The sequence below is a fragment of the Qipengyuania algicida genome (assembly GCF_009828025.1).
GTDB classification, from domain to species: Bacteria; Pseudomonadota; Alphaproteobacteria; order Sphingomonadales; family Sphingomonadaceae; genus Qipengyuania; species Qipengyuania algicida.
In genome coordinates this window covers 25,049-45,775 of sequence record NZ_WTYA01000004.1, presented here as the reverse complement: position 1 = coordinate 45,775, position 20,727 = coordinate 25,049, and the positions used below count along the sequence as shown (strand labels likewise).

The window sequence follows — 20,727 nt, the reverse complement described above, 5'->3', positions numbered from 1 at the left end:
GTTATTTCGCCCCGTCTCGCAAGCTCGCCTGCGCTGCCGCCAGTCGCGCGATCGGCACGCGATAGGGCGAGGCGCTGACGTAATCGAGCCCGGTTGCCTCGCAGAAGGCGATCGAGGCGGGATCGCCGCCATGCTCGCCGCAAATGCCCAGCTTGATCTGCGGGCGCGATTTCCTTCCCCGCTGGGTTGCCAGCTCGACCAATTGCCCGACACCCTCGATATCGAGGCTGACGAACGGATCGCGCGGGAAGATCCCCCGTTCGACATAGGTCGTCAGAAAGCGCCCCGCATCGTCGCGGCTGACGCCCAATGTCGTCTGCGTCAGGTCGTTGGTGCCGAAACTGAAGAATTCGGCCTCCTGCGCGATCTCACCCGCCATCAGCGCGGCCCGTGGCAGTTCGATCATGGTGCCGACCAGATATTCCAGCGCCACGCCGGTTTCACTGAAAACCGCCTTGGCGACATCGTCGACCAGCGCCCTGAGGATTTCCAGCTCGCGGCGCGTGGCGACCAGCGGGATCATCACTTCGGGCACCGGAGCATCGCCATTCCCGGCGACGGCGCAAGCCGCCTCGAAGATTGCGCGCGCCTGCATCTCGTAGATTTCCGGGAAGGTTATACCGAGGCGGCACCCACGATGGCCGAGCATCGGATTGAATTCGTGCAGCTCGGCTGCGCGGCGCTTGAGCTGCTCGGCGCTGCGCCCGGTCGCCTGCGCCAGCTCGGCAAATTCCTCGTCACCCGTCGGCAGGAACTCGTGCAGTGGCGGATCGAGCAGGCGGATCGTGCAGGGGTGCCCCGCCATCGCGCGGAAGATCGCTTCGAAATCGGCGCGCTGTTCGGGCAGCAGCAGTGCGAGCGCCTTGCGCCGCCCCTCCTCGCTCTCGGCCAGGATCATCTGGCGCACAGCGCTGATGCGGTCCGCGTCAAAGAACATATGCTCGGTGCGGCACAGGCCGATGCCTTCCGTACCGAAGGACAGCGCCATGCGGCAATCTGCCTCCGTCTCGGCATTGGTGCGGACTTTCATCCGGCGGTGGGTGTCGGCCCATTCCATGATGGTCCCGAAATCTCCGGCAAGCTCGGGTTCGATGGTGGCGACTTCGCCTGCCATGACCTGCCCGTTGGCGCCATCGATGGTGATGACATCGCCTTCCTTGAACTCGCGATTGCCGATGGAGGCCGTGCGCCCGTCTCGCTGGATCGAGATCGCCGAGGCGCCGGAGACGCAGGGGCGGCCCATGCCACGCGCCACCACGGCAGCATGGCTGGTCATCCCGCCGCGTGCCGTCAGGATACCCTGCGCGGCGTGCATTCCGTGAATATCCTCGGGGCTGGTTTCGACGCGCACGAGGATCACCTTCTCGCCCCGCCCTGCCCAAAGCTCGGCGGTGTCCGCGTCGAGCACGATCTTGCCCGAGGCCGCGCCGGGCGAAGCAGGCAGACCGGTGGTCAGCACATCGCGCGGCGCATCGGGATCAAGTGTCGGGTGCAGCAACTGGTCAAGCGCCATCGGGTCGATGCGCAGGATCGCGGTTTTCTCGTCGATCAGCCCCTCGCCCACCATATCGACCGCCATCTTGAGCGCGGCCTTGGCGGTGCGCTTACCGGTGCGCGTCTGTAGCAGGAACAGCTGGCCCTGCTGCACGGTGAACTCGATATCCTGCATGTCCTTGTAATGCTGTTCCAGAAGTTCGAACACGCGGGCAAGCTCGGCGTAGGCTTCGGGCATTGCCTCTTCCATGCTCGGCTTGTCCGCGCCGGATTGCTCGCGGCGGGCCTTGGTCAGAAATTGCGGTGTGCGGATGCCGGCGACAACATCCTCGCCCTGCGCATTGACCAGCCATTCGCCGTAATAGGCTTTCTCGCCGGTCGAGGGATCGCGGGTGAAGGCGACGCCGGTCGCGCTGCTGTCACCCATATTGCCGAACACCATGGCCTGCACATTGACCGCCGTGCCCAGATCATGCGGAATGTCATTGAGGCGGCGATAGACCTTGGCGCGCTCGCTGTCCCAGCTGTCGAACACCGCGCGGATCGCGCCCCACAGTTGTTCGTGCGGGTCCTGCGGGAATTCGCGGCCCAACTCCTCGCTCACAATCCGCTTGTATTCGCCGACCAGCGACTGCCAGTCCGATGCCTCCATCTCGGTGTCCGAATAGAAGCCCTTGTCTTCCTTCGCGATTTCGAGCGCTTCTTCGAACAGGCCATGATCCATGTCGAGCACGACATCGCCATACATCTGGATGAAGCGGCGATAGCTGTCCCAGGCAAAGCGTTCGTCTCCGCTGGTGGCGGCAAGGCCCTTCACCGTCTCGTCATTGAGGCCGAGGTTGAGCACGGTATCCATCATGCCGGGCATCGAGATCGCCGCGCCCGATCGGACCGAAACCAGCAGCGGGTCGCCCTCATCGCCAAAGCCTTTGCCGACCGATTTTTCGATATGCTTCAGCGCATTGGCGACCGCATCGCGCAAATCGTCAGAGAAGTCTGCGCCCTGCTGGAGATAGCGCAGGCATTCTTCGGTCGAGATCGTGAATCCGGGCGGGACCGGCAGGCCGATGCTGGCCATTTCAGCGAGGTTCGCCCCCTTGCCGCCAGTGATGGTCTTGTCCTTTTGCCGCGCATTCGTATGCGGAGCGTCGCCGCCGAAAGTGAAGACCGTGTCGTTCATGCTATCCTCTGACTGGTTGGGAGTCCGCAAGCCGATGAGCCGCCCCCGGTAGATTTGTGCTATCCCTCGATGCGCGAGAAATCGGCAACTTTGTGCACTGCAGCACGGAATTGCGCAAGCAAATCGAGCCGGTGTGCACGCTTGTTTTCTTCCTCCGCATTTACCGTCACTTCTTCGAAGAAACGGTCGATCGGCGCGCGCAGGCTGGCGAGCGCCGCCATCGCGGCGGAGAAGTCTTCCGCCTCAATGGCCGAGGCAGCGCGCGGTTCCGCGTCTGCGAGCGCATCCATCAGCGCCTGCTCGGCGGGTTCGGGCGGATAGGACATTTCGCTGGTATGACGCTCGGCCATCTTGGCATCGACCACCGCCTTCATGTCGGGATCGTCGACCAGGGCGAGCGGGTCTTCCTCGCCTGTGCGCGCGATCTCGCCCTCTGCGCCGCGCCAGTCTTCCTTCTTGAGAATATTAGCCGCGCGCTTGTAGCCCGCGAGTAGATTGGCGCCATCCTCGGTTTCTATGAAGGACTGGAGCGCGTGGACGCGGGCGAGCATACGGACGAGATCATCCTCGTCTCCAAGCGCGAACACCGCATCGATCAGGTCGTGGCGAACGCCCGCTTCGCGCTGCTGGATCTTGAGGCGGTCGGCGAGAAATTCGATTATTTCAGGAATCCGCGAAATGGTATCGGCATGCGCATCGAGATCGGGGGCGGCGGCGGAGACTTCCCGGTTGATGAGCTCTTGGACCTGGGTCTCGGACAATGAACCAATCTTGCTCCAGATTTCTTCGTCTGCCCCAACCAAGCGTCCAGAAATACGATCCAATCCTTGACGCCACTCATTGGTTAGCGCGGCGAGGAAACTCAATCGCAGCCCTCGCTCCAGAATGATCGTATTTATTCCAATACCTGCTCTTCTGAGCGCAAAGGGATCACGAGAGCCGGAGGGTCGTTCACCCACGAAGAAAAACTGCGAGAGGGTATCCAGCTTGTCCGCCAAGCTCACAGCCACCGTCACCGGAGCAGTCGGGACTTCGTCGCCCTGCCCGACCGGCTTGTAGTGGTCGCAGATAGCATCGGCGACAGCGTCGGGCAAACCTTCGGCGCGGGCATAATACCCGCCCATAAGCCCCTGCAATTCAGGGAATTCGCCGACCATTTCGGTGACGAGGTCGGCCTTGCACAGACGCGCGGCCTGTTCAGCGAGGTCGGCGAGTTCCCCCTCCCGCCTGCGGGAGGGGTCAGGGGTGGGTATGGGCTCGCCAGAGCCCACCCCGCTGCGACTAGGCTCGCTACCGCTCGCCAAGTCTCGCCCCCCTCCCGCAGGCGGGAGGGGGTTGTCGGTTACAATGCCCTCTTCGACCAGCCACCTTGCCAGCTTCGCCACCCGTTCCACCTTATCAGCGACGGTGCCAAGCTTCTCGTGGAAAGTGATCCGCTCCAGCTTCTTCGCGTGGTCCTCCAGCGAGGTCTTCTGGTCCAGCTCCCAAAAGAACCGCGCATCGCTGAGGCGCGCGGCGAGCACCTTGCGGTTGCCATCGACAATCGCAGCGCCGCCATCCTCCGCCGCGATATTGGCGGTGCAGACGAAGGCGTTGGCGAGTTCTCCGGCGGCGTCTTCACACACGAAATACTTCTGGTTGACGCGTGCGGTGAGCTGGATGACTTCGGGCGGTACGTCGAGGAATGCCTCGTCAAAGCGGCCCAGCAGCGGCACCGGCCATTCGGTCAGCCCGGCGTTTTCGACCACCAACCCTTCGTCCTCGACCAGCGAAAGCCCGGCCTCCGACGCCGCCTTGCTCGCGCCTTCGCGGACCATCGCGGCGCGCTCCTCGTGATCGACGATCACATGCGCCGCGCGCAGCTTGACCGCGTAATCGTCGGCATCGCCAATGGTGACGTCGCCCGAGTGATGGAAGCGATGGCCCAAAGTCACCGCGCCGCTGGTGACGCCATGAACCTCACAATCGACAACCTCATCGCCTAGCAGCGCGACGATCCCCGAGAGCGGGCGCACCCAGCGCAGGCTCTCGGTGCTCATCGAGGCTGCACCCCAGCGCATCGATTTGGGCCACGCAAAATCGCGGATGATCGCCGGGATCGCTTCGGCCAGCAGGTCGCGCACCGCCCTGCCCGGCTTTTCGATCACCGCAAAATAGGTCGCTCGTCCCTTGACGTCGCGTACTTCGAGTTGGTCGCGGCTGACCCCGTTCTTGCGGCAGAAGCCCTCGACCGCCTGATCGGGCGCGCCCTCTGGCGGCCCCTTGGCCTCCTCGCTGACGGCGTCCGTCGCTTGCGGCAGATCGCGAGCGATCAGCGCGAGGCGGCGCGGCGTCGACCAGACAGTCAACTCGCCAACCACAACACCTGCTGCGTCCATCTCGCGGCGGAACAGCTTTTCCAATTCGGCGCGGGCACCGGCCTGCATACGTGCAGGAATTTCTTCGCTGCGCAGTTCGAGGAGGAAGTCAGTCACAGGCTCCACTCCGGGTATTTCTCGGCCCATTCGGGGGCCATCTTCTCGGCATAGGCTTCGCAGCTCGACCGCGCGAGGTCGCGCACGCGGCCCATGTAGCTGGCGCGTTCCTGCACGCTGATCACGCCGCGCGCCTGCAACAAATTGAATACGTGGCTCGCTTCGATCGCCTGTTCATAGGCTGCGATAGGCACCTCGTTTGCAAGCGCATTGCGGCATTCCGCCTCGGCCTTGGCGAACAGGTCGAACAGCGCATCGGTCTCGGCGACTTCGAAGTTCCATTTCGACATCTGCTTCTCGTTTTCGAGAAACACCTGACCATAGCTTACGCCGCGACCGTTGAAATCGAGGTCGTACACATTGTCGACGCCTTGAATATACATCGCGAGACGTTCCAGCCCGTAGGTCAGCTCGCCCGCCACCGGCTTGCAGTCGAAGCCACCCATCTGCTGGAAATAGGTGAACTGGGTCACTTCCATCCCGTCGCACCAGACTTCCCAGCCCAAGCCCCATGCGCCGAGCGTCGGGCTCTCCCAGTCGTCCTCCACGAAGCGGATATCGTGCTTCAGAGGATCGATCCCGATCACCCGCAGGCTTTGCAAATAGAGGTCCTGGATATCGGGCGGGCTCGGCTTCAGGATCACCTGATACTGGTAATAATGCTGAAGCCGGTTGGGGTTTTCGCCATAGCGCCCGTCGGTCGGGCGGCGGCAGGGCTGGACGAAGGCCGCGTTCCAAGGCTCGGGGCCGAGCGCTCGGAGCGTCGTCGCGGTGTGAAACGTGCCTGCCCCCATGCGCATGTCATAGGGTTGCAGGATCAGGCAGCCCTGCGCGCTCCAGAAATCGTGGAGCGCGAGGATCATGTCCTGGAAACTCTTGGTCGGCTCTCGCTGCATCGTAGCGGGCCATGGCGAAGGCTGCGAATTGCGTCAATGGTGGCTGAACGGTATGCCTTGCCAATTCGTCGGACCTCCATCGACTGTTAAGCCTCCGCCCGCTAGTCATGGAGCGGTATCCAACAGGGACTGGGAAAGGACCCGCATGATCCGTTTCAAATCGCGTTTTACCGCTGCTCTTGCTGCGACGACACTGCTGGCCGGCTTCCAGGCCTCACCGGGCTTTACGCAGGCCGCTGCGGCCAAGGCGGAAAGCGCTCCCGCAACGGAAGAGGCACCGACACTTGCGACGCCCGCGCTGTGGAAGCTGAGCGACAAGGACACCACGATCTACCTGTTCGGCACCGTCCACGCTCTGCCCAAGGGTATTAACTGGGACCATGGTGCCGTCGCCAAGGCGATGGAATCGGCGGGAACGCTGGTGACTGAAGTGCCAATGAAGGCGATGGATGCGCCCGAAACGCAGGCAATGTTCCTCCAGCACGCCAAATTGCCGGAAGGGCAAACGCTGCGCGGACTGCTCGATCCGGAGCAGCTCAAAACCTATGAAGCGGCGATGACCAAGCTCGGACTGCCGGTCGCAACGTTCGACAAGTTCGAACCCTGGTTCGCCAGCATCACGCTGACAATGATCCCGTTACTCAAGCAGGGGTACAATCCGGCCAACGGGGTCGACAAGACCATCGACGCCAAGCTGCCGGACGCGGTCAAGCGGGAATCGCTCGAAACCATCCAGTACCAGCTGGGGCTGTTCGACCAGATGCCGCAGGACATGCAGGTCAAATTCCTCGTATCAACCGCCGAGCAGGTTGACGATGTCGGCAAGACGATCGACGCAATGGTCGCGGATTGGACCAAGGGCAATGCCGACGGTCTGGCCGAGCTGATGAACAAGGATCTCGACGACCCCGCCGTCGCCGATCGCCTGCTGTACCAGCGCAATCGCAACTGGGCGAAATGGATCGAGCAGCGGATGGATAAACCGGGCACGGTGTTCATCGCGGTGGGCGCAGGCCATCTCGCGGGCGACAAGAGCGTCCAGGCTTACCTCGGCAAGGACGGATTGAAGGTAACCCGCGTCCAGTAATAATGCGGCTGTTCGCGCTACTCTTCGCCTGCCTGTGTCTCGCCTCCTGCGGTTCGCGGGAACCTGCCCCTATGGGCAAACCCGCGCTGTGGGAGGTTTCGACGCAGGACGGGCACGTCGCCGGCTGGCTGCTCGGCACGGTGCATGTTCTGCCTGCCGGAACACGGTGGGAGACGCCAAGGCTGGATGAAGCGCTCGCCAAAGCAGGCGTGCTGGTCGTGGAGGTGCGAGATCTGGGCGACTCCGAGGCCATCGCCGGGATATTCAGATCGCTCGCGACCGACAATCCGGGGCCGCCACTCGATCTGCGTCTCGCTCCTGCGGAACGTGCGCGGCTCGACGCCTTGCTCGAACGCGACGATGTCGACCCGGACCGTTTCGACGGATTGGAAACCTGGGGCGCGGCGCTCGCCATCGCCCAGCTTGACCAGTCTGGCGATGCTGCAAACGGAGCCGATCGCGTGTTGCTGAGCCAATTCAAGGGGCGTCCGATCGAGGAGCTTGAAGGCGCGCGGGCACAGCTTTCGATCTTCGACCGCTTGCCAGCCAAGGACCAGCATGACCTGCTGATGGGGGTGATTGATGAGAGTAACGCCGGACCGCAGGCACAGGAACAACTCGCGCAAGCGTGGTTGAGGGGGGATACCGCCGAGATCGAGGACCTGTCACGCCGGGGCATCCTGTCCTATCCCGACCTCTACAAGGCGCTGCTGCTCGACCGGAACAAGGCATGGGTCGGCAAGGTGGCTGCGCTGCTGTCTTCGGGCCGCCGCCCCTTCGTTGCCGTTGGTGCCGCGCATATGCTGGGCGATGATGGCCTCCCTGCCCTGTTGCGGGCGCGCGGGTTCAAGGTCCGTCGTGTGCAGTAAAGCTTGCGTTTTGGCCCACCCCTGCTAATGGCCCGCGCTTCGGCGTCATGGTCATCCCTGGAGGCGTGGCGGACCGAAGATCCAAAGTACACTCGAAAGGCAATATTATGAGCGACGCTCTGACCCTGCCGGCTGAGGCGCGCGATCGGGCTGGCAAGGGAGCCTCCCGTCATCTTCGCCGCGAAGGCCGTGTTCCCGCCGTCATCTATGGCGGCAAGGAAGAACCCACCATGATCCATGTCGAGGCGAAGGAGCTGACGCGCCTGCTCGACACCGGTCACCTTATGAATTCCATCGTCACGCTCGAGCTGGGCGGCAAGAAGATCCGCACCCTGCCCAAGGATGTCGCGCTCGACCCGGTCACCGACCGTCCCGAGCATGCCGACTTCCTGCGTCTGGGCAAGGACGCGAAGGTCGAAGTGATGGTCCCCGTCGTCTTCATCAATGAAGAAGCGAGCCCGGGCCTCAAGAAGGGCGGCGTGCTGAACGTGGTTCGTCACGAGCTGGACCTCATCTGCGAAGCCGACAAGATCCCCGGCGAGATCGAGATCGACGTCACCGGCAAGGAAGTTGGCGATTCGATCCACATCAGCGAATTGACGCTGCCGGAGGGTTCGGCCAGCGCGATCACCGATCGCGACTTCACCATCGCAACCTTCGTCGCTCCGTCCGCGCTCAAGAAGAGCGAAGGCGAAGCGGGTGCGGAGGAAACCGAAGTCACCGAGCAGGATGCCGAGACGGTTGAAGGCGAGGACGAGCAGTCCGACGACTGATCGCTTCGATCCCGAAGAACATGAACGCCGGTTCCTGTGGGAGCCGGCGTTTTTGTTTTTGAGGTAATTCCATATGATGCGGGCGATGGAGCGCGTACTGGTCATCGGATCGCCGGGATCGGGAAAATCGATATTTGCGCGAAAGCTCGCGCTGCGCACCGGCTTGCCACTCATCCATCTCGATGCCGAATATCACCAACCCGGATGGATTGAGCCTAGCCCCGATAAATGGGACGCCACGCTCTCCGGAATTCTGGGCGGAGAAAGCTGGATCATCGACGGCAATTACGGCAGCAGTCTGAAGCGCCGCCTTCTGCGCGCAGATACGGTGATCGTGCTCGACTATCCGACTCGTCTGTGTCTGTGGCGGCTGCTCAAGCGCATCGCCCGGCATTACGGCTCAGTGCGTGAGGATGCCGCACCGGGCTGCCCCGAACGGTTCGACTGGGAATTCATTCGCTACGTTGCGGCATTCCGTCGCACCAAGATCCAAGGTCAGGATCGGCAGCTTGCCGCATTTACCGGAAAGACTGTGCGCTTTCGCAAACCTCGCGAGGCGAAGCAATGGCTTGAGGGCATCGCGCCGCTCGGTTAGCAGGCGCCATGCAAATCTGGACTGGCCTCGGAAATCCTGGACCCAAATATTCGCTCCACCGCCATAATGTCGGCTTCATGGCGGTCGATGTCATTGCGGAAATGCACGACTTCGGGCCGGTGCAGAAGAAATTCCAGGGCTGGGTTCAGGAAGGCACGATCGGCGGTGAAAAAGTCCTGCTGCTCAAGCCCGCCACATTCATGAACGAAAGCGGTCGCTCGGCGGGCGAGGCGTTGCGCTTCTACAAGCTCGGTCCTGAGGCGCTGACCGTGCTCCACGACGAGCTTGATCTTGCCCCGTTCAAGGTCAAGGCGCGCATGGGTGGCGGTTTGGCGGGTCACAATGGCCTGAAAAGCATCGACCAGCATCTCGGCCCTGACTTCCGGCGGGTGCGGATCGGGATCGGTCATCCGGGCCATAAGGAACGCGTCAACGGCCATGTGCTGGGCAACTTCGCCAAAGCCGAAATGGACGACCTGGTGGATATGCTGGCGGCGATCGGCAGCGAAGCGGACTGGTTGGTCAAGGGCGACAACGAACGCTTCATGAGCGATGTCGCGCTGCGGCAGCAAGGATAGGCAATGGCAGATCGGACTTATATCGAAGTGTCGTCCGAACAGGGTGCGCGATTTTTCGAGACACCCGGCGACGGCCCGGTGGTCATGCTCAACCTGCTGCGATTTCGCCAGCGCGCGCAATATGCCCATGCGCCGCAGCTGGAACCGAAAGGCGGCGTGACCGGGGCGGAAGCCTATGCACTGTATGTTGCGGGGATCGAGCCGCTGCTCGAGGCAAGCGGTGGACGCTTGTTGTTCCAGGGTACGGCCAGCCATTTCCTGATCGGTCCGGCCGATGAGCACTGGGATGCGGTGTTGCTGGTCGAGCAGGCGAGCAAGGAGAGCTTTCTTGCTTTTGCATCCGATCCAGAGGCTCAACGCATAACGGCCCATCGCACTGCAGCGGTTGAGGATTCCCGCCTCTTGCCGGTAACACCGACCTGAAGCTGGCCTTGCCTGCGGTCACACGAAATGGAGCACGCTCAGCAGGGTTATGCTGAGGGCGCCAAGCGCCACCAGCGATAGAGTTACAGCTGCCGACACCCTGACCCCGGCCGATGCCACCGTTCTGACATCGACCCCCAGCCCGAGTGCCGCCATCGAGATCACCGTCAGTATCCCCGCGGTATGGGAGATCGGCGAGATGGCCTGCTGCGGAATGAAACCAAGACTGCGGCACACGACCAGCAGGATGAAGCCGATGATGAACCACGGCACCATCTGAGCCAGGCCGGGGCGCTTGCGGACAGGCTCACCGGCAATCGTTTCGCCATGAAGTTCGGATTGCGGCGCAATTCTCGGCGCGATGAACGACAACACGAGACAGACCGGGCCCAGCATCAAGACGCGCACCAGTTTGACGAGCGTCCCTGTTTGTATTGCCAGCGCACCAAACGCGGAGGCGGCAGCAATGACTTGCGGGACTGCGTAAACTGTGAGGCCTGAAAGCGCGCCAAAACCCATCGCGCTCATACCAAGACCGTATCCCACCAGCGGCAGGCCCAGCACCACGACCACTCCAAGAACGGCAGTAAAAGCAATCGATGCAGCGACATCGTCGCTATCCGCTCCGATAACGGGGGCGACTGCTGCAATCGCGGAATTGCCGCAGATCGAATTGCCGCAAGCCACCAGCAGCGCCATGCGCACCGGCAACCCGAGCGCGCGCGCAATGACGAAGCTGGCGAGTATCGCGGTCGCCACTACGATGGCTATGCCAGCCAGCAAGCCGGGGCCGGCTGCCAATATAGTCGCCGCACTCACGGAAGCACCCAACAGGACCACTGCAATTTCCAGCAGGAATTTGGCACTGAAGGCAATACCCCTGTGCCATCTTGGAGATGGGGTCCACGCCGTGCGGATCGCAGTCCCCGCCAGGATGGCCAGAACCAGCGCTTCGATCCAGGCCTTGCCGGTCAGTGCAGTTTCTGCAGCCTCCAGTACATAGGCCAGCGCTGTTACCGCACCGCAAAGGAGGACCCCAGGCGCTATGGTGAGCACCGAGGCGCCCCAATTGGATGGCTGGTGACGGCGATGAAGAGCGACGGTCTGCAAGCGAAGTTCCTTTCGTAGAAACAGCTAGGCCTGCACTTTTCATCGATCAAACCGATAGATATAATAGTTTCAATCGTATTTGCTTGTTGATTGAGGTATGGTTCTGCGATGACGCTCGAACAACTTCGCATTTTCGCCTGTGTTGCCGAACTGGAAAATATGACCGCTGCTGCGAGGAGGTTGAACCTCACACAATCCGCAGTATCCGCGGCTATTGCGGCCCTTGAAGATCGATACGGGGTCAAACTGTTTCATCGCGTAGGACGCGGGATCGAATTGAATGAAGCCGGTAAGGCTTTTCTGGCCGAGGCCGGGAATGTGCTGAAGCATTCCAATGTGGCGGAAACCGTCCTCAAGGAACTTGGGGGTCTGGAACGCGGCAGCCTCCGCCTCATCGCCAGCCAGACGATAGCGGCGTACTGGCTACCGCAGCGCCTCGCGCTGTTTCACGAACGATACCCTCGCCTGCAAATCGATGTTGGGGTCGGCAACACCCAGCAGGCGGCGAACTACGTGCAAGAGGGCATGGCCGACATCGGTATAGTCGAAGGGAATGTCGATAACCCCGCCCTCGCACAGTGGGAGATCGGGCGGGACGAGCTTCAGCTGGTGGGAAATCGCGATTTCACAAGCGAGGCGATCGACACTGCGTGGTTGCAACAAGCGAGCTGGATCATGCGCGAACCGGGCTCGGGAACGCGCTCGACCCTCGAACAGCACTTACGGGAACTGGGTGTCGATCCGGAAACGCTGGATATCGCGCTGGTCTTGCCGACCAATGAGAGCGTACGAACGGCGGTTGAGGCGGGTGCTGGCATAGCGGTCATGTCTTCCCTGGTGACTGATACCGCAGTTACCTCAGGCAATTTGAAAGTAGCGCCGTTGCGCCTTTCTCCCCGTGCATTCTATGGTTTGAGGCACAAGGAAAGATACCGAACCAAGGCGTCCGATGCCTTCCTGGAGCTTGCGCAGGAAGTTCGCGACGATCTTTGAATGACTACAGTGCTGTCCCAGAGCCCTAGCTTTTCGCACGGTCTGCGCCTATTCGCGCCCCGACACCATAATCTCCGGAGTTTTCGATGGGTTTCCGTTGCGGGATCGTCGGGCTGCCCAATGTCGGCAAGTCGACCCTTTTCAATGCATTGACCGAGACGCAGGCCGCGCAGGCCGCGAATTATCCGTTCTGTACGATCGAACCCAATGTGGGCCAGGTCGCAGTGCCGGACGAGCGTCTCGATAAGATCGCGGAAATTACCGGTTCCGCCAAGATCATTCCGACGCAGCTCGGCTTTGTCGATATTGCCGGCCTGGTTAAAGGCGCCAGCAAGGGCGAAGGTCTGGGCAACCAGTTCCTCGGCAATATCCGCGAGGTGGACGCCATCGTCCATGTGCTGCGCTGCTTCGAGGATGACGATATCCAGCATGTCGCCAACAAGGTCGATCCGATCGCCGATGCCGAAGTGGTCGAAACCGAACTGATGCTGTCCGACCTCGAAAGCCTCGAAAAGCGGGTCCCCGCCGCGGCCAAGCGCGCCACCGGCGGCGACAAGGAAGCGAAGATCGCGGCAAGTGTGTTGGGACAGGCGCTCGAATTGCTACGCGATGGCAAGCCCGCGCGCCTCACCGAACCGAAGGACGATGAGGAAGCCCGCATCTTCGCGCAGGCGCAGTTGCTGACTGCAAAACCTGTGCTCTACGTATGCAATGTCGCCGAAGAGGATGCGGCCGAAGGCAATGCACTGTCGGCTCAGGTATTCGAAAAGGCCAAAGCCGAAGGGGCGGAGGCGGTCGTCGTTTCCGCTGCCATCGAGAGCGAACTGGTCGCGATGCCGGCCGAGGAACGCGGGGAATATTTGTCCGAACTCGGCCTTACGGAAAGCGGCCTGAGCCGGGTTATCAAGGCGGGATACAAACTGCTTGGTTTGCAGACTTTTTTCACTGCAGGCCCAAAGGAGGCGCGAGCTTGGACTTTCCCTTCCGGCGCCAAGGCTCCGCAAGCGGCAGGCGAAATTCATACCGATTTCGAGAAGGGCTTCATTCGCGCCGAAACCATCGCCTATCACGACTATGTCACATTGGGCGGCGAGAGCGCAGCGCGCGACGCAGGCAAGCTGCGCCAGGAGGGCAAGGAATATCTCGTGCAGGACGGCGACGTGCTGCACTTCAAGTTCAACGTCTGAGGTCCGCACAATGATAAGCCGTCGCTCGCTCATCCGCACCGCCGCCACCGGATTCGCCGCCGCCAACCTTGCTGCACCGGGCATCCTGCGCGCGCAAAGCTGGTTCCGCGATTATCCTTTCAAGCTGGGGGTGGCTTCCGGTGAGCCAGCGAGCGACGGCTTCGTTCTCTGGACCCGGCTCGCGCCCGAGCCGTTCGAGCGTCATGCCGGTGTGCCCATGTCGGCCCTGCCAGTCGATTGGGAAGTGGCTGAGGACGACCGTTTCAAAACCGTCGCGGCCAAGGGCACGGCTCTCGCACGTCCGGAATTGGGCCATAGCGTCCATGTCGAGGTTTCCGACCTGAAGCCGAACCGTCCCTATTGGTATCGCTTCACCATTGGTAGCGATCGTTCGCTGACCGGACGTGCCCGCACGCTGCCCGCAGCCGGTGCCGTAGTCGATCAGCTGCGGTTCGGTGTATGCGGGTGCCAGCATTACGAAAGCGGCTTCTTCACTGCCTATCGCGATATTGCGAAAGACGATCTGGCCTTCGTGTTCCACTACGGCGACTTCATTTACGAATACAGCTATGACTACAACTATGGGCCGGATCGCCTGCCTGTCCCCAAAGTCCGCCAGCATCGTCTGCGCGAGGTTTATTCGCTCGACGATTATCGTCAGCACTATGCGCAATATCTGACCGACCTCGATCTCCAGTCGGCTCGCGCCATGCAGGTCTTCCTGCCGACCTTCGACGACCATGAGATCGAGAATAACTGGGTCGACGACTATTCCCAGGATCCCGGTGTTCCGCAGGATGTTTTTGCCCTGCGCCGTGAAGCCGCAATGCAGGCTTGGTACGAGAACATGCCGGTGCGCCGCACGATGATCCCCAATGGCCAATTGATCCATGCCAACCGTCGCCTGGATTACGGCAATCTGATGTCGATGAATCTCCTCGACACGCGCAGCTTCCGTTCGGACCAGCCTTGCGATGACAAATGGGGTATCACGCCCTGTGCCGGGGTTTACGACAAGAATGCCCAGGTCATGGGCGCGGCGCAGGAGAAATGGCTCGACGACAATCTGATGCAGAAGGACGCGAAGTGGAACTGCATCGCTCAGCAAGTCATGGTTATGCCGCTCAACCGCCGGACCAGCGATAGCCAGCCGGAACTGATGTATAATCTCGACAGCTGGGCCGGTTATGCCGTCCCACGCGAACGGTTGATGGCGCGTCTTGCAAAGGTCGACAATGCAGTCGTTCTGACCGGTGACGAACATCAGAACTATGCAGGGCTGTTGCTGTCCAAGGACAAGCCGGTGGGAGTCGAATGCGTACTGACCTCCGTCACCAGCGGTGGCGACGGTCAGGACAAGCGCCCCGGAAGCGATCGCATCCTGTCGGAAAACCCTCAATTGAAATTCATCAACGACCAGCGTGGATATGGCGTCTGCACGGTCAAGCCCGAAGCGTGGCAAACCGATTTCATGGTGCTGGACAAGGTTTCAACGCCCGACGGCAAGCTCACTCGCCGCGCCAGTGCGGTGGTCGAAGCCGGACCGGTCAATCTGTCGATCACATAGTCCGGGCACGATCGCGCCCTCGCTTCGTATTGAATGAAAGAATTCAGCGAGGGCAGGTATGACGATCGACAAATCCGAGAAATTCACCTGGCTGGTACGCGTGGGGTACTTCAGCCGCGCTCTGCTCTACGGTGTGCTGGGCCTTTTGGCGCTGACCAGCGCGCAGAAGATTGCAAATGGAACCAGCGGCGTGCTCAAGGCGATAGAGGACTACCCCGCGGGCAATGTCCTGCTGTGGATCATGGTCTTGGGGCTGATCGCCTATGCTTTGTTCCGGTTCAGTTCATTCGCTTTCGATATCGAAAACAATGGCTCGGACGCGAAGGGATGGATGCAGAGGATCGGTCATGCGGGAAGCGCCATCGGCCATCTGGTGTTTGCCTATATCGCCTATCAACTTGCGTCGTCGCACGGACACTCACAAGCCGGTGGAGGGGCGCAAAAGGCGGCCTCGGGTTTACTGTCGGTAGAATTTGGCGGCGTTGTTTTGGGCCTGCTCGGCGTCGCATTCATCGCAACCGCATTCTTCCAGGCAAAGAAGGGTATCAGCGGAGAATTCATGAACCGTATTGCCGGAAACGCACCATCCGGAACCCGCTGGCTGGGCCTTGCCGGATATTGCGCGAGAGCGGTCGTCTACGCCGTCGTTGGATGGTCGTTATTCAAGGCTGGCTTCCTATCGGGTGGCGCTGATCAGGTAAAAACACTCGGCGCCGCAGTCGAGAGCCTCGCGGGCAACGGGGTTGTTTTCAAACTGACTGCGATCGGCCTGCTGCTGTTCGGTGTATTCAGCCTGATCCTTTCCCGCTATCGAATCATCCCCGACCTTGATGAGAGTAAGCTCAAACCTGCCTTCAGGAGTTGAGCCATTGCTGATCGGTGATGTCGTCCGTCAATTTCGGTATTGCCCGGCAAGACCTACTGGGCCATTCCTATTATCATGATCCATTACGAAGAGATCGAAATCGGTCACAAGCAATCTTTCGGTCGTTATGAAGTGACGCGCGAAGAAGTGATCGATTTTGCCAGCAAATACGACCCGCAACCGTTCCACCTGGACGATGATGCGGCGGCGCAGACCTATTTCGGGCGGCTCTCGGCAAGCGGGTGGCACACCTGCGCGATGACCATGCGGATGTTGGTGGAAAACATGAGTGTGGTCGAGCAAGCGGGGCTGGGCAGTCCCGGTGTCGACAATCTGCGTTGGATCAAGCCTGTCTATCCGGGTGATACGCTGCGCTGCGAAACCGAGGTGATCGAAAAGCGCCGCAGCAAGTCACGCAAGGACATGGGCCTGTTCAAATCACGCTGCCGAACCTTCAACCAGAACGACGAAATGGTGTTGGAGATGGTCAGCAACGGCCTGATCCGCGTGCGCGATCCAGCTGCACCGATCAAAGATTAGCTGTCCAAGCCAAGAGTTTCGAGAACGAAATCGGCTCGGCCCGCCACCGTAGTTCGCGGGATTTCAACTGGATCGTAACCAGCCTCTATCCAAGCGCTGTTCACGCGCTCGAAATCCGTGAGCGCCTTGTCGTAACTGTGGCGGCGATCTTCGTCATTCTCGTAGATTTCCGCCCACGGTGGCACGATGAACAAACGGTCGTAGCGTCTGTGGGTCACCTCGAACGACGGGTAAGTGCCGCCGGTAGCGACGAGCGCCACTGCAGCGTCCACAATCCCGCGATCGAAGAAAGTAAGTCCGGTTGCCGTATCGTAATCGGCTACGGACATGGCCAATGCCCTACGGGCAAAAGCGGCAGAATTTCTCCATGGCAGCGCTGCCCCATCGGAAACACGTTCCTCGGCGATGATGCGCCGCCCGGGTTCGGGGACAACGGAAAATCCGCGCTGTGCCAGTTCGGCAAGCAAGGTCGACTTGCCGCCGCCAGAGCAACCGGAAATCATGACGAACTTCCGTATGATTCCGTCTGCTTCGCTGGAATGCGTCAGCTTCCACAACGAGCCGTACCCGTCAGCTTGGCCTCAACCCGACCCTTGCCGTCGCGAATGGTCAGGCTGGCAGGATAGTCGGTCGTATCGCTTACGATACTTTCCCCTTTGTCGCCCATCACAACGTGCAGTGATTGACGTTTTCCGTCGTAATGCGTGCGCGTATCTATCGGACCAGACTTGCTGCCAGCATCGGATGCCAGCCGTTCCACATCGCCGTCCAATTTTAGATAGGCTGCTTCGGGTGTCAGCAGGCTCAATACCTGCCTGTCATTTACGGCACGATAGAAGCTGCACCCTCCACCGGCGAGGCCAAGCCCATCGATTTCCGATGAGCTTAACGGCTGGATTTCAGGCGTGTCCGGGGGCGGTGTCTGATTGGCTTCGACTTCGGCGATCGCCTTGTTATCGGCTGCCTCTTGTTCTGCCCGGGTCATCTTGTGACCGCATGACGATAGCGCGCAGCCCAGCGCAAGAACGGCAACAAACCGACGCATCAATGTCTCCCAAAGAGCTTTTCGACATCACTCATGGAGAGCTTAACCCACGTAGGCCGCCCATGGTTGCATTGGCCCGAGCGCGGTGTTCTTTCCATTTCGCGCAGAAGGGCATTCATTTCTTCGATCCGGAGCACACGCCCTGCCCTGACCGATCCGTGACAGGCCATGGTCGCCAGCACCAGATCGAGCTTTTCCCCGAGCAGTAACGCTTCGCCATGGGTGACAAGATCGTCGTCAATATCGCGCAGCAATTTGGCCGGGTGGCCCTTGCGCAATGCATGGGGAACGGCACGCACCAGCATGGCCGATGGGCCAAAGCGTTCGATCTCAAGGCCCAGCCGCGCAAGCCCCTCTGCAGCTTCTTCCAGCCGGTCACAGGCGGTTTCTTCCAGTTCGACGACCTCGGGCATCAACAAGGCCTGGCTCCGCGTGGTTGCCTCCCCCGCTCCGGCGGCGCGCAGACGTTCCAGCACGAGGCGCTCATGGGCGGCATGCTGGTCGACCAACACCAGCCCGTCCTCCGCCTCTGCGACGATATAGGTGTCAGCGATCTGCCCACGCGCAATGCCGAGCGGATAAGCGCTGGCATCTTCGGGCATGGGTGCTGCTTCCTCAGCCCGGCCACTCGGTGGAGCAAAGGCCGTGTCGGTAGCTTGCGATGGCGCCCATTCGTTGCGATTTTCAGCGACGTGGGCTGATGGTGCAGACCAGTCGCGGCCTTCGAACATTGAGCGCAGGGCTGCAGCAGGCTCCGCCCGCACGGGCTCGCTGATCCAGCGACCCATTGCCGCAGCGTCCGGGGATTGTGCGCTTCGCCGATCGCCCGTGGCCAGCGCCTGCCGCAGACCTGACACGATGAATCCTCGCACTGCCGCCGCATCGCGAAACCGCACCTCGGTCTTTGCAGGATGGACGTTGACATCGACTTCCTCAGCCGGAAGTTCGAGAAACAGCGCCAAAACCGCATGGCGATCTCGAGCGAGCATATCGGCATAGGCTCCGCGCACCGCCCCCGTCAGCAGTCGGTCCTTCACCGGGCGACCGTTGACGAACAGATACTGGTGGTCGGCAACACCGCGATTATAGGTCGGCAAACCGGCGATCCCGGTAAGCCGCATCGCGCCGCGTTCCATATCGATCTCCACGGCGTTGTCCTTCAACTCGCGCGCGATCAGCTGGGCGACACGGTCCGGCAACGCATCGCTGGCTTGCAAGGCAAGGATTCGCCGGGCGCCATGCTCAAGCGTGAACGCGATATCAGGTCGCGCCATGGCCAGCCTGCGCACCACATCGAGACAGGCCGCATATTCGCTACGCGCGGTGCGCAGGAACTTGCGTCGAGCCGGAATGCGTCCAAACAGATTTTCCACCCGAACGCGCGTGCCGACCGGCAGCGCGGCAGGTCCTTCCTCAACTGGTGCGCCGTGGTCGATTACCTTTCGCCACCCCTCTTGAGCGCCTTGCGGGCGGCTTTCGAGTGTGAAGCGCGCGACACTGGCGATCGAGGGCAAGGCTTCTCCGCGAAAGCCGAGCGTCGTAACCTTCTCGATCGCTTCGTCGGGCAATTTGGAGGTCGCATGGCGTTCGAGCGCCAGGGCCATGTCTTGCGGCGTCATCCCGCAGCCGTCGTCTGTTACCTCAAGCGAATCGAGTCCGCCTTCGACCAGCTTCACCACAATCCGGCCAGCACCGGCATCGACGGCATTCTCGACCAGTTCCTTGAGCGCCGCCGCCGGACGCTCGACAACCTCGCCGGCAGCGATGCGGTTGACGAGTGTTTCAGGCAGGCGGCGAATGGTCGGCATGGCGTTGATTTGAGCTCTAGCGGCGAAACGCACTCCATTCGAGACAGATTTCCACCTTTTCCCCCCAAGCGTTTGCGAAATTTTTGGCATTATCTGCGACGCTTCGCTAAGGAGCAGCCTTCGCCACCACCACCCGGTACCGGCGGGCGCATATTGCTGCGCTCGATGGACTGCAAACATTCACGGAAAAGTGCTCAGAATGGGATTCTGGAACAACCTCTTCAAATTCGGCTCGCAAAACATGGCGATCGACCTTGGTACGGCCAATACGCTGGTCTACGTTCAGGATCAGGGTATCGTCCTCAATGAACCGAGCGTCGTCGCAATCGAGACGATCAACGGGATCAAGCGGGTCAAGGCAGTTGGTGACGATGCCAAGATGATGATGGGCAAGACGCCCGACAGCATCGAAGCGATCCGTCCGCTGCGCGATGGCGTTATCGCCGACATCGAAATCGCCGAAGAGATGATCAAGCACTTTATCCGCAAGGTGCACGGCCGCAAAAGCCTGATGCGCTATCCCGAAATCACCATCTGCGTGCCGTCGGGCTCGACCAGCGTTGAACGCCGTGCAATCCGCGATGCGGCAAGCAATGCCGGTGCCAGCCAGGTGTTCCTGATCCTCGAACCGATGGCCGCTGCCATCGGCGCAGATATGCCCGTCACCGAGCCGGTCGGTTCGATGGTGGTCGACATCGGCGGCGGCACCACCGAAGTCGCCGTGTTGTCGTTGCGCGGCCTCGCCTACACCACCAGCGTCCGCACCGGCGGTGACAAGATGGACGAGGCGATCGTCAGCTATGTCAGGCGACACCACAATCTGTTGATCGGCGAAGCGACGGCTGAGCGGATCAAGAAGGATTATGGCATCGCGCGCCAGCCTGAAGATGGCATCGGCGAGCAGATCACCATCAAGGGCCGCGATCTGGTCAATGGCGTGCCCAAGGAAATCACCATCAATCAAGGCCACATCGCCGAGGCACTGTCCGAACCGATCGGCGCGATTGTAGAAGGCGTACGCATCGCCCTGGAAAACACTGCGCCCGAACTGGCTGCCGATATCGTCGACCAGGGCATCGTGCTGACCGGCGGCGGTGCGCTGATTCAGGGGCTGGACGAATATCTACGCGAAGAAACCGGCCTGCCGGTAACGATCGCGGAAGATCCGCTCACCTGCGTTGCCATTGGTACCGGGCGCGCAATGGAAGACAGTGTCTATCGCGGCGTATTGATGACCGCCTGA

The 20,727-nt window shown here is 61.2% G+C and carries 19 protein-coding genes; 12 read left to right on the top strand and 7 right to left on the bottom strand.

The features are described 5' to 3' along the window. Window position 1: 1 nt before the first annotated feature. Genes ppdK through GRI58_RS06165 form a run of 3 tightly spaced genes read right to left on the bottom strand, consistent with a single transcriptional unit; the run spans window position 2 to window position 6,044 of the window. Window positions 2-2,674 (bottom strand): pyruvate, phosphate dikinase, encoded by a 2,673-nt coding sequence (ppdK, locus tag GRI58_RS06175; RefSeq protein ID WP_160752718.1) that lies wholly within the window; start codon window positions 2,672-2,674, stop codon window positions 2-4. A 59-nt stretch (window positions 2,675-2,733) separates the two neighbouring features. Then, window positions 2,734-5,148 (bottom strand): glycine--tRNA ligase subunit beta, encoded by a 2,415-nt coding sequence (gene glyS, locus GRI58_RS06170; RefSeq protein ID WP_160752717.1) that lies wholly within the window; start codon window positions 5,146-5,148, stop codon window positions 2,734-2,736. Beyond that, window positions 5,145-6,044, bottom strand: coding sequence for a glycine--tRNA ligase subunit alpha (locus GRI58_RS06165; RefSeq protein WP_160752716.1), 900 nt, complete (start codon window positions 6,042-6,044; stop codon window positions 5,145-5,147). The genes glyS and GRI58_RS06165 overlap by 4 nt, the downstream gene beginning before the upstream one ends. A gap of 145 nt (window positions 6,045-6,189) precedes the next feature. Between GRI58_RS06165 and GRI58_RS06160 the strand changes: the two genes are divergently transcribed. The 6 genes from GRI58_RS06160 to GRI58_RS06135 all read left to right on the top strand — a co-directional run bounded on the left by GRI58_RS06160 (window position 6,190) and on the right by GRI58_RS06135 (window position 10,369). Continuing rightward, a complete protein-coding gene (locus GRI58_RS06160) occupies window positions 6,190-7,131 on the top strand; it encodes a TraB/GumN family protein (protein ID WP_160752715.1) in 942 nt (313 codons plus the stop codon). 71 nt (window positions 7,132-7,202) lie between these two features. Continuing rightward, on the top strand, window positions 7,203-8,000 hold the full coding sequence (locus tag GRI58_RS06155; RefSeq protein WP_160752714.1) for a TraB/GumN family protein: 798 nt from the start codon (window positions 7,203-7,205) through the stop codon (window positions 7,998-8,000). Window positions 8,001-8,107: 107 nt separating this feature from the next. Next, window positions 8,108-8,773, top strand: a complete 666-nt coding sequence (locus GRI58_RS06150; RefSeq protein WP_160752713.1) for a 50S ribosomal protein L25/general stress protein Ctc — start codon at window positions 8,108-8,110, stop codon at window positions 8,771-8,773. Between the two features lie 73 nt (window positions 8,774-8,846). Beyond that, window positions 8,847-9,368, top strand: a complete 522-nt coding sequence (locus tag GRI58_RS06145) for a P-loop NTPase family protein (RefSeq protein WP_160752712.1) — start codon at window positions 8,847-8,849, stop codon at window positions 9,366-9,368. A gap of 8 nt (window positions 9,369-9,376) precedes the next feature. Beyond that, window positions 9,377-9,946 carry an aminoacyl-tRNA hydrolase gene (gene pth / locus GRI58_RS06140; protein WP_160752711.1) on the top strand — a complete coding sequence of 190 codons (570 nt, stop codon included), beginning with the start codon at window positions 9,377-9,379 and terminating at the stop codon, window positions 9,944-9,946. A gap of 3 nt (window positions 9,947-9,949) precedes the next feature. Next, on the top strand, window positions 9,950-10,369 hold the full coding sequence (locus tag GRI58_RS06135; protein ID WP_160752710.1) for a DUF1330 domain-containing protein: 420 nt from the start codon (window positions 9,950-9,952) through the stop codon (window positions 10,367-10,369). An 18-nt stretch (window positions 10,370-10,387) separates the two neighbouring features. Here GRI58_RS06135 and GRI58_RS06130 read toward each other — a convergent pair whose 3' ends face one another. Continuing rightward, window positions 10,388-11,479: a YeiH family protein gene (locus GRI58_RS06130; RefSeq protein WP_160752709.1), complete on the bottom strand. Its 1,092-nt coding sequence runs from the start codon at window positions 11,477-11,479 to the stop codon at window positions 10,388-10,390. A gap of 108 nt (window positions 11,480-11,587) precedes the next feature. Between GRI58_RS06130 and GRI58_RS06125 the strand changes: the two genes are divergently transcribed. From GRI58_RS06125 to GRI58_RS06105, 5 genes are all read left to right on the top strand, one after another. Beyond that, window positions 11,588-12,472 carry a LysR family transcriptional regulator gene (locus GRI58_RS06125; protein WP_160752708.1) on the top strand — a complete coding sequence of 295 codons (885 nt, stop codon included), beginning with the start codon at window positions 11,588-11,590 and terminating at the stop codon, window positions 12,470-12,472. An 86-nt stretch (window positions 12,473-12,558) separates the two neighbouring features. Next, window positions 12,559-13,659: a redox-regulated ATPase YchF gene (gene ychF, locus GRI58_RS06120; RefSeq protein ID WP_160752707.1), complete on the top strand. Its 1,101-nt coding sequence runs from the start codon at window positions 12,559-12,561 to the stop codon at window positions 13,657-13,659. A 10-nt stretch (window positions 13,660-13,669) separates the two neighbouring features. Further along, window positions 13,670-15,226 carry an alkaline phosphatase D family protein gene (locus tag GRI58_RS06115; protein ID WP_160752706.1) on the top strand — a complete coding sequence of 519 codons (1,557 nt, stop codon included), beginning with the start codon at window positions 13,670-13,672 and terminating at the stop codon, window positions 15,224-15,226. Window positions 15,227-15,284: 58 nt separating this feature from the next. Continuing rightward, window positions 15,285-16,091 (top strand): DUF1206 domain-containing protein, encoded by an 807-nt coding sequence (locus tag GRI58_RS06110; RefSeq protein WP_160752705.1) that lies wholly within the window; start codon window positions 15,285-15,287, stop codon window positions 16,089-16,091. 75 nt (window positions 16,092-16,166) lie between these two features. Further along, the gene (locus GRI58_RS06105) at window positions 16,167-16,631 is read left to right on the top strand and encodes a MaoC family dehydratase (protein WP_160752704.1); all 465 of its coding nucleotides are present in this window, start codon (window positions 16,167-16,169) and stop codon (window positions 16,629-16,631) included. Here GRI58_RS06105 and GRI58_RS06100 read toward each other — a convergent pair. The 3 genes from GRI58_RS06100 to mutL are packed head-to-tail and all read right to left on the bottom strand — an operon-like array spanning window position 16,628 to window position 19,484. Next, complete coding sequence (locus GRI58_RS06100; protein ID WP_202386843.1) at window positions 16,628-17,134, bottom strand: AAA family ATPase; 507 nt, start codon at window positions 17,132-17,134, stop codon at window positions 16,628-16,630. The genes GRI58_RS06105 and GRI58_RS06100 overlap by 4 nt on opposite strands. A gap of 41 nt (window positions 17,135-17,175) precedes the next feature. Further along, entirely contained in the window at window positions 17,176-17,616 is a 441-nt protein-coding gene (locus GRI58_RS06095) for a hypothetical protein (protein ID WP_160752703.1), read from the bottom strand. 59 nt (window positions 17,617-17,675) lie between these two features. Beyond that, on the bottom strand, window positions 17,676-19,484 hold the full coding sequence (gene mutL / locus GRI58_RS06090) for a DNA mismatch repair endonuclease MutL (protein WP_160752702.1): 1,809 nt from the start codon (window positions 19,482-19,484) through the stop codon (window positions 17,676-17,678). 199 nt (window positions 19,485-19,683) lie between these two features. Here mutL and GRI58_RS06085 point away from each other — a divergent pair, with 199 nt between their 5' ends. Continuing rightward, window positions 19,684-20,727: a rod shape-determining protein gene (locus GRI58_RS06085; protein ID WP_160752917.1), complete on the top strand. Its 1,044-nt coding sequence runs from the start codon at window positions 19,684-19,686 to the stop codon at window positions 20,725-20,727.